At 42.6% G+C, this 13,237-nt stretch carries 10 protein-coding genes; all 10 read right to left on the minus strand.

Going from position 1 to position 13,237, the window contains the following annotated elements; genetic code table 11:
* Positions 1–54: 54 nt before the first annotated feature.
* Entirely contained in the window at positions 55–2,181 is a 2,127-nt protein-coding gene (locus tag C170_RS08060) for a serine hydrolase domain-containing protein (RefSeq protein ID WP_036608886.1), read from the minus strand.
* A 194-nt stretch (positions 2,182–2,375) separates the two neighbouring features.
* Positions 2,376–3,737, minus strand: coding sequence for a sensor histidine kinase (locus C170_RS08065; protein WP_036608198.1), 1,362 nt, complete (start codon positions 3,735–3,737; stop codon positions 2,376–2,378).
* Positions 3,734–4,408, minus strand: coding sequence for a response regulator transcription factor (locus tag C170_RS08070; protein ID WP_036608200.1), 675 nt, complete (start codon positions 4,406–4,408; stop codon positions 3,734–3,736). The genes C170_RS08065 and C170_RS08070 overlap by 4 nt, the downstream gene beginning before the upstream one ends.
* Positions 4,409–4,570: 162 nt before the next feature.
* Positions 4,571–6,658 carry a serine hydrolase domain-containing protein gene (locus C170_RS08075; protein WP_036608202.1) on the minus strand — a complete coding sequence of 696 codons (2,088 nt, stop codon included), beginning with the start codon at positions 6,656–6,658 and terminating at the stop codon, positions 4,571–4,573.
* A gap of 32 nt (positions 6,659–6,690) precedes the next feature.
* Positions 6,691–8,148 carry an alpha/beta hydrolase family protein gene (locus C170_RS08080; RefSeq protein ID WP_036608204.1) on the minus strand — a complete coding sequence of 486 codons (1,458 nt, stop codon included), beginning with the start codon at positions 8,146–8,148 and terminating at the stop codon, positions 6,691–6,693.
* A 39-nt stretch (positions 8,149–8,187) separates the two neighbouring features.
* Positions 8,188–9,108: an alpha/beta fold hydrolase gene (locus tag C170_RS08085; protein ID WP_051447070.1), complete on the minus strand. Its 921-nt coding sequence runs from the start codon at positions 9,106–9,108 to the stop codon at positions 8,188–8,190.
* Between the two features lie 232 nt (positions 9,109–9,340).
* A complete protein-coding gene (locus tag C170_RS08090; RefSeq protein WP_051447071.1) occupies positions 9,341–10,330 on the minus strand; it encodes an alpha/beta hydrolase in 990 nt (329 codons plus the stop codon).
* Positions 10,331–10,546: 216 nt separating this feature from the next.
* Complete coding sequence (locus C170_RS08095) at positions 10,547–11,917, minus strand: sensor histidine kinase (protein WP_036608208.1); 1,371 nt, start codon at positions 11,915–11,917, stop codon at positions 10,547–10,549.
* Positions 11,914–12,588 carry a response regulator transcription factor gene (locus C170_RS08100; RefSeq protein ID WP_017688634.1) on the minus strand — a complete coding sequence of 225 codons (675 nt, stop codon included), beginning with the start codon at positions 12,586–12,588 and terminating at the stop codon, positions 11,914–11,916. The genes C170_RS08095 and C170_RS08100 overlap by 4 nt, the downstream gene beginning before the upstream one ends.
* A 73-nt stretch (positions 12,589–12,661) precedes the next feature.
* Positions 12,662–13,195 carry a GNAT family N-acetyltransferase gene (locus tag C170_RS08105; protein ID WP_036608210.1) on the minus strand — a complete coding sequence of 178 codons (534 nt, stop codon included), beginning with the start codon at positions 13,193–13,195 and terminating at the stop codon, positions 12,662–12,664.
* Positions 13,196–13,237 lie beyond the last annotated feature (42 nt).

Consider the following 13,237-nt stretch of genomic DNA (forward strand, 5'->3'; position numbering starts at 1 on the left):
GGTGTTCTCCCGTTGAGTTCGTTTGTTGTACAGCCGTTTGAAACGCTATTCATTTTACTTTTTTAATGTAATTTCAAATTGAGAACCAGCCTCACCTGCAAATACAATACGACCGTTTTCTGGTAAAACAACATCATTGTTACCGCTGACCACGGTGTGATTAATACAAATTCCGGTCTGATCATAGACGGCAAAGGCTCCCTTTGCAGGCATCTTCACTGTCATGACTTTCCCTTTCGCAGTAGCTGGTACCGAAAACCATTTGGCATATCCATCTGCTTGAATGGTTGTGGCGGATTGTTTACCCGAATAGATGGGTTTTACCAGTTCCTCACTGGCGTATACATAACCTAAGGCTGTAAGATACTCTCCACCGTTCTTTTTAGAGAATTGAATGTCCATCGTATCACGTCCGGCAGTACCCGGAATCTGCAAAAGATTGGCTGCTTCGTTTGCTCCCATAATCTTATGATTGGACATATACCCTGGATTCTCTTTATTCATATGGATAGGCAGGATCGATGAAGCATTGAGATAGACCATGGATGTGTATTTCTCATTCACCAGATAATATTTTTTACCATCGCGCTTTGCCCATGCGGCGTTAATCTCCTTGGATAATTTATTGGCTTCAAGCTTCTCCCCATTATATTCTGAGAAAGCCAGCTGTCCGAGTCCTGGAACGGATATATAAGATCGTGACCACAAGTAGGTTTTCCCATTTTTCTCCACAACGAATTTCAACTTGTCTGTACCTTCGTTATTAACAAAAGTACCATCCGCTGTATAGGTGTATTCTTGAGCCGGATTACTCGGAGCAGTAAGTGAAGATACTGTCATTTGTCCAGCCTTATTTATTTTGATCTTCATAACCGAATTATTGCCGCCATATATACCTGCATACTTGGAGACTTCCTTAGGCATATTGGCCTTCACAGGTACGCCAAATGTTTTTTCTGGCTTCCGTTCTGTAATGATGTCCTTTTCCTCAAGTGCGCTGAGTAATAATTCATTCGCAATGAAATTATTGGTTAAGCTTGACCCGCCTGAAGAGATAACGGCTGCAGCCATGTTATATTCCGGGAGTACCACTAATGAGGACTGATAAGATAAAGTATCTCCACCTTTCATAACGGCCTTAATGCCGTATTCGTTGAATGGGAACAAGCTCACACTATCCCACCCCAACCCGTAAGACATCAGCGTATCGCTATCCTCTGGCCACATGCCTCTTTTATACTCTTCTTGCGCCATAGCTTTGACAGACTTACTGGAAAGAATACCATCAACTTCTCCCGTGAAGATTCTTGAAAATTTGACCAGATCTTCAGCGGTGGAATACAGACCTCCAGTACCGATGATATTATAATTCTCTTTTGGAAGTGGTCCCTCATAAAAAGGGGAATAGATTGCCGCCATGTCTGACGGATTAACCACATCCTGTGGTGATTTGGTATGTTTCATATCCAAAGGCTCCGTGAAATACTTGTGTATAAATGCGGTATAACCGATGCCGCTCACTCTTTCGACCAGAATCTCGGCTAACGTAAAGCCATCGTTGCTGTAGACTGAGTATTCGCCGGGATCTGCTTTCAGGTTTTGATTCGCCAATTGCTCCAGAAACGTATCATGTGAATACGTGTCATTATCTCCGTACAATGTGGCATTGCTGGTTGAGGTGCCCAGAAGACCAGAGGAATGATTCAGCAACATACGGGGTGTGATCTGTTTGTATCGGTTATCTTTCATTGTAAAGTCAGGCATATAGTTCACAACAGGTGCATCCAAATCAATCTTGCCTTCGTCAACCAGCTTCATTACAGCGGCTGTAAGCATCATTTTACTGGTTGAACCAATGCCATAGACGGTGTTCGAAGTAAGAGGTACCTTGTCGTTTATATCGTTCTTGCCCGTTTGACCGGACACCACAATCTCTCCACCATCGATGAGCGCATATTGCAGACTCGTCGTACCATATGTCTCGGTCAGCAATTTGGCTTGTTCGATCACGGCTTTCTTTGTTGTCTCATACGTAAGGTTGCTGTTGTTCATGGGAGCCGGTGCGGCCATTGCAGACATTGGGGCAAGTATCGTCAGCATGAGAGTCACAGCAGCTATAGTATTTCTCTTTTTTGCTGCCCTCACACTTATCTTCAGTTTTGTTACCTCTCTTGGTTTCATTCTTGCATCTACTCCTGTCTTCATCATTGTGTTAAGCCACCTTAACGTGGGCGCTAAAGACAATATAACAAACCAAGATGTCCCCCTAATGACTGCAGCATGAACGGAGGATGAACAGGCAAAAAAAGTTTGCATCATCATACGCAAGGAGGTTTATACAGGGCGTCATAGCTTTGAGAAGGCATGAAATCCAATCACTCTGTGGGTGTTGTGATTGGCAAGATGACTATGAAGGTCGTTCCTCGTCCATATTCGCTCTCCACCCGGATGTCCCCTTGATGAAGCGAGACGATCTGCTTTACAATAGCTAGTCCCATACCGCTTCCTTCATATTTCTGACTGTGGGAACGATCAGCTTTAAAGAAGCGGTCAAATATACGCTTTTGGTCTTCCGGGAGAATACCAATACCCGAATCCGATATGCGGATCGTCACGTTCTTGATATTCTGTTTGATCGTGACGTTAATTCGGGCACCATCTTCGGAAAATTTGATGGCATTGCCGAAGATATTGATCCACACCTGATTTAACTGGTCATGATCAGCCGTGATTTTGGTGGGCTGCAAATCAAGATCAAACTGAATGTTACGGGCCGACCATTGGGGTTGAATAGCGACGATTACTTGTCTGATCTGTTCATCCAGACTGAGCGTGGCGAGCCGCATTTGCAATGATTGAGATTCAAGCAAACTCAGCTTTAGCAGACTATCACTTATTTTGGACATTCTTGCAGTTTCAGTGATGATAATATCGAGATAATCGCTTCTTTCGTCATCCGGGAGGTCTACCTGCTTGAGCGCTATAGCAAAACCGGAAATGGAAGTGAGCGGAGACTGAACTTCATGGGACACGTTTGCTACGAATTCCCTACGCATATGCTCAAGCTGCTTTAGATCGTGCATCATTTCTTCGAAACTACGAGCCAGAGTACCTATCTCACCCTTTTGTTTAATATTAAGCTTGACATTGAAATCTCCGGCAGCTATAAGCCGGGTCGCTTCTGTCAGCTTTTTGATCGGTCTCACCAGAAACATAGCCGCAATTAGTATCAATAGGCTTCCTGCTATTAACGAACAAATCATAAAAGTTAAAACAAACTTGATGAGAAATGAGGTGGAAGAGGAAGTGAGGGGCTCTACAAACATTGCTTTGCTTCCCATTTCAGTTTTTATCGGCAATCCCAAGAAGAACGTATCGATCCCATTGAATTGGACCCTTTCCCCATCCAGCACTTTCTTCACTTGTTCCGTCGTCACCGGGAAAGGATGTTGTTCTTTAAGTTCTCCGTAGGATTGGAATTGATCCGTTGCTTTATAGATTCGAATGTGATAGGAATTGAGTTGTTTCATTTCACTTATAAACATTTCTGCTTCATGTAACGGCAATGTCTCGTAGATGCGGACGATATCCTGGCCAAAGTCAAGCAAGGAGCCTTGTAAGTTTTCGTTTAATTTATCTTGAAATATCCAGGTTGTAGCAAGAAAAGAAAGGATTGTGCCCCCAATCACGGAGACCAGAAAGGTCAGGACTACACGTGTATAGAGGGAGCCGGTCACTCCTGCACCTCTAGCCGGTAGCCAAGTCCCCGCACCGTTTCGATACGAAAATCGGAGATAGCTGCGAAACGTTCGCGTAGACGTTTAATATGCACGTCTATCGTTCGATCATCGCCAGTATAATTAATTCCCCAAACTTGATCGATTAATTGCTCCCGCGTATAGACTTGTCCCGGTAATCCAGCAAGTTTATACAATAATTCGAACTCTTTAAGCGGCAAGGTGAACGACTCTGTACCCCTCAGGACCTTATAAGTCTGCCGGTTCAGAATAACGTTTCCTAATTGGATGGTCTGCGTTAATCCTATACGGTATCGTTTCAACAGTGCCTTGACGCGAGCCATCAACTCAAGCGGATCGAATGGCTTCGTCATATAGTCATCTGTCCCAAGCTGAAATGCTTGTACTTTCTCCCAGGTCTCGTTTCTTGCCGTCAACATTAGTAACGGAAGATCCGGATTGGCTCTTCGAAGTTCCTCGCATAATGCCCAACCGTCCATGACTGGCATCATAATATCAAGAATAACCAAATCGACTGGCGTGGAGGTATAGATAGCCAGGGCTTCCTTTCCGTCTACGGCGTTGATGGTTGTAAATCCGTCGTTGCGCAAAAATAAACAGACGAGTTTGCGAATGTTCGCATCGTCGTCAGCAACTAATATCGTAGGCACCGTTTCCACTCTCCTAAAAAAGAATAATTCTTCAGTTGAGCAAGAGCGAAGAATTCTAACTGAAGTGACAAACTAATTATAGTTAAATTGAACAAAAGCAGCCGATTACTTTGATCGGCTGCTTTCTTAGTTTCTTTCATAAAACTAACTACGGTACAACATCTATTTTAATGAAATTTCAAATGTGGAATCCACGTCACCTGCAAATACAATGCGGCCGTTTTCTGGTAAAACAACCTCGTTCTCACCGCTGACTACGGTGTGATTAATACAAATACCCTTCTGATCATATACGGCAAAGGCGCCATTTGCAGGCATTTTAACCGTCATGACTTTTCCTTTCACCGTTGATGGTAACGAAAACCATCTGGCATATCCGTCTGCTTGAATCGTTGCTAGAGATTGTTTACCCGAATAGAGCGGTTGTACCATTTCCTCACTGGCGTATATGCTACCAACGGCTGTAATGTACTCTACTCCGTTCTTTTTAGCAAAATAAATCTCCTTTGTATCACGTCCAGCCAGGCCAGGGATTTGCAGCTCCGTGACTGCTTCGTTTGCTCCAACAATCTTAGTATTGGATACATACCCAGGGGTCTCTTTGTCCAAATGAATAGGGAGAATTGGTGCCGAATTGAGATAAACCGTTGATGTATATTTCTCATTCAGCAGGTAATATTTTTTACCTTCACGCTGCTCCCATGAGGCCGTAATATCCTGGGATAATTCATTGGCTTCCAGCTTCTCCATTTTATATTCGGAGAAAGCCAATTGTCCAAGTCCTGGTAAGGATATATAAGATCGATACCACAGATAAGTCCTTCCATTCTTCTCCTTAACAAATTTCAACTTTTCCGTGCCTTCATCGTTAACAAAAGTACCATCTGCTGTATAGGTGTATTTTTGAACCGGATCACTTGGAGCTGCGGGTGTGGATACAGTCATTTGTCCAGCAGTATTCATTACGATCTTCTTAACTGAATTATTGCCGCCATATATACCTGCATTCGTGGCTATTTCTTTAGGTATATCTGCCTTCACTGGAACACCAAACGATTTTTCCGGCTTCCGTTCTGTAATAATGCCCTTTTCCTCAAGTGCGCTGAGTAATAATTCACTCGCAATGAACTGATCTTTGGCACTTGTCCCACCTGATGAGGTAACGGCTGCAGCCAGATTATATTCCGGCAGTACGACTAATGATGAGTGATACGATATGGTATCTCCACCTTTTGTTACTGCCTTGATACCATATTCACTGAATGGGTACAGATTTACACTATCCCACCCTAATCCGTAAGATATAGACGTATCGCCACCCTCTGGCCACATGCCTTTTTTGTATTCTTCTTGCGCCATGGCTTCTACAGACTTATCGGTAAGAATGCCTTGGACCTCTCCCGTGAAGATTTGTGAAAACTTCGCAAGATCTTCAGCGGTGGAATAAATGCCTCCAGTAGCGATAACATTATAATTCTCTTGTGGAAGCTGACCCTCATACATAGGAGAATAGATTCCCGCCATTGCTGCCGTGTCAACCACATCCTGTGGTGTTTTGGTATGTTTCATGTCCAAAGGTTCCGTAAAATATTGGTGTATAAAAGCTGTAAAACTCATGCCGCTAACACGTTCAACCATAATCTCGGATAACGTAAACCCATCGTTACTATACACCGAGAACTCGCCGGGATCTGCCTTCAGGTTTTGACTTGCCAATTGGTCCAGAAACGTATCATGTGAGTACGTATCATTATCCCCGTACAATGTGGCATTACTGCCCGTGCCTCCCAGCAGACCGGAAGAATGATTCAACAGCATGCGTGGTGTGATTTGTTTGTAGCGATGATCTTTCATCTGAAAATCAGGTATATAGTTCACAACAGGCAGATCCAAATCCACCTTGCCTTCGTCAACTAACTTCATAACAGAAGCTGTGAGGAACATTTTACTCGTTGATCCTATGCCATAGATCGTATCCGGCGTAAGAGGCACCTTGTTGTTTTTATCGTTTTTGCCCGTCTGACCGGACACCACAATCTCGCCACCATCGATAAGGGCATATTGCAGGCTTGTGATTCCATGTTTCTCAGTGAGTAACTTGGCTTTCTCCATCACCGTTTTCTTGGTTGGTTCATACGTATGATCACTGCTACTTGTAGTAGGCGCAGCCATTGCAGACATTGGAGCTAACATGGTTAATGCCAGCGTTAACACGGCGATTGAAGTGCGTTTTCCCTTTTGTCGTCCCATTCACATCATCTCCTGAATTTTAAGTGTTTTGGTTATTTGATTTCTTCTGGGTCTACAAATTTCACCTCCGGATACAAGTCGTTTGGTCCCTGAATGAGATCTCCACCCGTTCCTTTCAGTTGCTTGTTAAAGAAATCGAGTACATATTGATTTACGATGTTTGATCCTCTTTTACCATTGATATCTCCTGTGATACCGGACAGTTTAACCAGCTCTGAATAGAACTGAAGGTCCGTGAAATTGAAGTGCTGGGTTCCTTCTACATAGATCACTTTTCCCCCATGATTCATAACATTTTTCATAATGTGCAGCTCATCTGAAAGAGATTTAGTTACTTCATCATCCGAATTTCTATCTATTTCAAAGTTGGCGAACCAGTCTTCAAAACTTCCCGATCGGATGAACATAAACGGCTTGTTTATATCATCTCTATTTTCCACTTCATATAGTGACCCATCCATATTAACCCCGGCCTTGATTCTCTGATCTAAATACGTTGCATTAAACGCGGTTGCACCCCCAAAAGAATGCCCCATCGCGCCGATGTGATCTAGATCGATTTTCCCTTTAAACTGACTTTCGATTGCACCTGAATTCAGCTTTTCGATTTGATCGATTACAAACTCCACATCTTTCGTCCATATACTCCCTGTTTTTGTACGTTCATCTAGTGTAGTCGTGCTTTTTTTATAATCCGTTACACGGCCATCTGGAAAAAGAGTAGCAAAGGTGCTATACGTATGATCGATGGTGACCACGATATACCCATGACTGGCCAGATTCTCGGCCTGTGATACATGTAGAACTCTACTGGTTCCCATACCATGAGATAGTAGTACCACGGGATAAGGACTTGTAGAAGGTAATATTTCTACATTTTCATAAGAGTTGGTTTGACTATACTTCAAGTAGTCGAGCAAAAATTCGGGCAGTTTTAAAGAATTAGAGAAGCTCTGAATATACTTTTTGAACATTTCTTTATCTTTTGGAAACAGCGTGTCACGCTTGTTATTATTGCTGTTTTCAGTTGGGTACCAAACTTGAACCATTAGTTCTCTCTTATCGTTTTGATCTTCAGTGAAGATTTCGTCTCTGTTCTGGTCTGTTAAATGAAATGTTTGAGTACCCACCTTCTCTGGACCATCAAGCTTCGGCAGATTAAAAACAGGTAAGTATACAGACAAGACGGTAGAACCAACAAGCAAAATAACGATTAAGGAAGATAAACTATATTTCAAGAACTTCCCTATTTTAAGATTCGCCATCTTATCGGAATGTCTGAATAAAACGATGATTATGAATAGAGCCGTCATGATATATACCAAAAGCAACTGCCATCTGTATCCCTCAACAAACAATTGCACTAATAATATAACGCTACTTCCTATACCCAAACCCAAACCTATTTTCTTTGCACTTCTTTTAATAAATAGTAGGTCTATGAGTAACGCGAAACAGGATAGAACTAACAGTATCTCAAATAATCTCAATTGAATTCCTCTCTCTCATCACGGACTTTTACAGAATTATTATTTCGCTTCGTTCATGAATGCTCTAACATCTTCAGCTATTTCTTTGAATAACGTATGGTGCAAGTAATGTTCGCCATCCATGGTGATTACTTTCCCATGTACTGAATCTTTGATCTGCCCTTCATGCAGCGGTATCCATCCTTCTACACCTTCATTATTCGCTTGTACAAAGAGAAGAAGTGGCAGGTCTTTAGGAAAGGTTAAACCTTGGGCTCCTTTAAAATTGGAAGCAATATGGTCCATCTCATTCAAAGTCGTGGAACTGTTCGAGTTTTTATTCGACAGCATGTTCATCTGCTCTACGGTATGTTCATCAAATGCGAGTCCAGCATAGGGGTCACTACTAAATTTGACCACCAATCTTTGGAGACCTGATTTTTTAAGAAATGCGAACGTTTTAGTAGGTAATTTGGCATCCATACCCGGTTGTGTTGAAACACTGCTATCAATTCCGACAAATGCCGTGACCTCATCCGGATATTTGTTCACATAATCAATGCCATAAATGCCTGCAATGGAGTGACCCATGAGCATGTACTGATGAATATCGAGTTGCTGCAGAGCTTCATGAACTTCACTTACGATATTCTCTGTGGTTCGTTCTTTTTCAGTAGCATCACTTAATCCATAACCGAATGGCTCAACCGCCACAACTTTGTAATATGGTGATAGTTCGTCAATGAGCAGCTTAAAATCAAGCGCTGGTGCTGCTGTTCCAAAACCAGGCAGAAGCACAATCGTTTCCTTGCCTTCGCCTTGAATGAGCACATTCATATTTTTCCCGTCTACAGATACATGCTGACCATAGGAATCTATTTTCTTGGCCTCTGAATTACTACTGATCACATTGGTGATATAAACAATACCTAGAAATAGAATAATGGCGATTACGATTGCTCCTACTATTTTCAGTATCATGTTTCTCACTTTTTTGGCCTTTGATCTATTCTTTGTTTTCTTTTCCGCAGGCTGCGTCGTCAGTGTTATCTTCTCCTGTCTTGAACTGATAGTTCGATTGTCTTTTTTACTACTAATGAAATCTTATCCAATGAAAATGTACTGCCCGTGACGTCAATATGAACTGAATATGAACAAGTAAAGAAATGTTATGACGTGACGAAACAGGCGCTTATTCTAATGGATAGTGGAGTTATTGAATTCCTCCCATAAACCCCCTGAATTTTTCAGCGATTTCTTTGGCATGGGAACGGTATAAATAATGATTTGCTTCCAGCAGCACCATTTCACCATGTATAGAGTTCTCTATTAACTTCTCGTGTTCGGGAACCCAATTGTCCACTGCCGGATGATTCTTTTGAACAAAGAAAAGAACCGGGAGATCGACTGGGAACGTTAACTGTTCAGCTGCTTTAAAATTGGAATACATGCTTACAATCTCGTTTAATTGAGTTGAATTAAACATGTTCTTTTGTATCAAAATGTTCAATTGTTCTTTGGTTTGTTCATCATACGGTAGCCCAGCATATGGATCATCACTCATTTTCAATTGCAAACGTGGGAAACCCAAGTTACGGTACCATGTAATCGGTACGATTTCTGATGCTTCAACCTTCTGTTCACTAATCGCTGGAACACTGGTGTCCAGCCCGACATATGTACTTACTTCATCTGCATATTTGTTCACATAATCCAGACTATAGATCCCCGAAATGGAATGACCCATTAAGATATACCGATCAATATGTAGACGCTGTAACGCTTCATGAATTTCACTGACGATATTTGCTGTGCTGCGTTCCTTTTTGGTCTGATCACTCAATCCGTAACCAAAGGGCTCAACAACGACAACTTTATAATATGGAGATAACTCGGAGATGAGAGGCTTAAAATCAAGCGCTGGTGCCGCTGTTCCAAAACCAGGCAGAAGCACAATCGTTTCCTCGCCTTCGCCTTGAATGAACACATTCATATTTTTTCCGTCTACGGATACATGTTGACCATACGACTCCATTCTTTTTTGCTCCGAATAACTGCTGATTTTATTGACGGTATATACGATAGCTACAAAAAGTAAGATTGCTATAATGATTGCGCAAAGTACTTTAAACAAAATGTTTAACACTTTCTTGGTTTTGCTCTTACTCTGGACTTCTCTGTCTGCTTGTTGATTCACATTCATCTGCTCCTATCCTCATCTGTATATTGGCCTGGCAGGCTCTTAAGAAATCCTAATCAAGAAAGATGTACTCCCCATGACCGGAATATGAACGGAGTATGAACAAGCAAAAAAAAATGTCCTATGTAACATACAAGGAAGCTTGCATGTTACATAGGACATGAACATTCGGTTTAGATAATCCGATGGATATTCTATTCACTGGCCTAACCTGTGAGCCTAACTATCCGTTGGTGGATGGATGGGCAACGTAATCATAAAGGTCGTGCCTTGACCAGGTTCGCTTTCCACTTGGATGTCACCCTGATGAAGGGAGACGATCTGTTTAACGATAGCAAGTCCCATACCACTCCCGTCATATTTGCGGCTGTGGGAACGATCTGCCTTGAAAAAACGGTCGAATATACGCTTCTGATCTTCCAGGGGAATTCCAATGCCCGTGTCGGATATTCGAACAGTCACATTTTTGAAGTCCTCTTCGATACTGACTTTAATCATACCGCCATCCTTGGAAAACTTGATGCTATTTCCGATGATGTTTGTCCATACCTGATTTAACTGATCGTGATCAGCCGTTACCTTCACGTTCTCCAAATCAAGCTCGAAATGAATGTTGCGCCCAGACCATTGCGGCTGAAGCGCCACGATGACCCGCCTGATCTGTTCATCAAGGCTTAAGGTGGTGAGCCGTAGTTGCTGTGACTGCGATTCAAGCAAACTCAGCTTCAGCAGGCTATCGCTCATTTTGGACATTCTTTTTGCTTCTGAGATGATAATATCCAGGTAACGGTTTCGTTCTTGTTCTGAGAGATTTACTTGCTTCAGTGCCGAAGCGTAACCGGATATCGAGGTGAGCGGAGACTGAACCTCATGCGAAACATTGGTAACGAATTCCCTGCGCATCTGCTCCAACTGCTGAAGATCATGCATCATTTCTTCAAAGCTGCGGGCCAATGTACCAATCTCCGTCGTTTGTTTAATGTTCAGCTTGACGTTGAAGTCTCCAGCTGCAATCCGTTTGGTCGCTTTGGTCAGTTTTTTGATCGGTCTAACCAGATATACAGAAGCAACCACAATCAACAAACTTCCTACAATCAAGGAACAGCTTGCAAAAATCAACCCAAACTGGACCACAAAAGAGGCTGAGGGCGGTGAGAGTGTTTCTAGAAACATCGCTCTTGTACCCGTTTCCGTCTTGATCGGTAGCCCCAAAAGAACGGTAGCGATACCTTTAGGTGTGTCCTGCACAACCCCTCCGTTTAACACCTTCTTGAGTTGATCCGTCGATACGGGGGATGATTTATGTTCGTTAAGCTTCCCATAAGACTGGAACTTGCCCGTTGCATCATAAATTCGAATATGATACGAATCAAGTTGCTTCATTCTACTAACGAATGATTCTGCTTCATCAGCAGGCAGCGTCTTATAAATCTGCACAACGTCCTGGCCAAAATTGCGTATGTTAATTTGAGCATTTTCATTCAATTGATCTTCGAACATCCAGGTTGACATAAAAAATGAAATAATCGTGCCTGTGATGACTGACACCAGAAAGGTCAGAACAACACGAATATATAAAGATCTGATCATTCATAGACCTCAAGTCTGTACCCTAGCCCACGCACCGTTTCAATCCGAAAATCAGGTGTTGTCGCGAATCGTTCGCGCAGGCGTTTAATATGTACGTCTATTGTTCGATCATCTCCCGCGTAATCAATACCCCATATCTGATCGATTAATTGCTCACGTGTATAGACTTGTCCTGGTGTTCCAGCAAGCTTATACAGCAATTCGAACTCCTTAAGTGGTAACGTAAGCGACTCCGTGCCTCTCATCACCTTATACGTCTGACGGTCCAGAATGACGTTGCCAAACTGGATTGTATGTGTGGAGCCGATTTTGTATCGTTTCAGTAATGCTCGGACACGAGCGGTCAGCTCTAATGGATCAAATGGTTTGGTCAAATAATCATCCGTACCCAGTTCGAATCCTTTCACCTTCTCCCAAGTCTCTCCTCTCGCCGTCAGCATGAGTAACGGGAGGTCGGGATTGGCTCTTCGAAGTTCTTTGCACAGTGCCCAACCGTCCATGACAGGCATCATAATATCAAGGACAACCAGATCCACTGGGGTTTCGCCATATATAGTGAGAGCTTCCTTACCGTCCGCAGCTTCCACTGTTGTGAATCCATCGTTTTTGAGAAATAGACAGACGAGTTCACGAATGTTCGCATCGTCGTCTGCAACGAGTATAGTAGCCATATGTTTTTTCTGTCCTCTCCGTTACGTTTAAATATATAGTCCAACTTGTATAGTAAATATTAAAACATCTTGCTTATAGTATATCCACAGCAAACATCGTATGTTCTTTCAACGTTCCCTGGATTGGCACAGGCTGTGACCCATTCTCCTTGAAACCTGCTTTTTGAAGGACACGGATGGAACCTGTATTATCGGGCACAGCGCCAGCTTCGATTCGAGTAATTTCAGTTTCGTGTTTGGCAAATTCCAGTACACATTGTAGGGCTTCGCTCATATATCCTTTTCCTTGATACAGAGTATCGGTCACATAACCAACGATCCATTTTGGGGTAGAATCCAGTATGATCTCGAACAAAGAAATTTCACCGACGAGTTCATCCGTTGTATGTAGAAAAATACCAAAAGAATAGCGATTTCCTTCTTCTCTCTTCTTGTTCCAGCTCTCAATGAGTGACCTTTGCCCTTCCAAGCTGTAGAAAGACTCGTCCCGATCACTTGCTGATATGTTCTCTATTTCCCCACGGTTGCGAACCTGTAGATCCAGAAGCAATGCGGCATCATCCACATTCCAAAATCTCACATAGATACGTTCTGCACTATATTTCATTACATTATTCCTCCTCTATTAACGTTAGGTGCAATTGTAGCA

This window comes from Paenibacillus sp. FSL H7-689, assembly GCF_000517905.1.
GTDB classification, from domain to species: domain Bacteria; phylum Bacillota; class Bacilli; order Paenibacillales; family Paenibacillaceae; genus Paenibacillus; species Paenibacillus amylolyticus.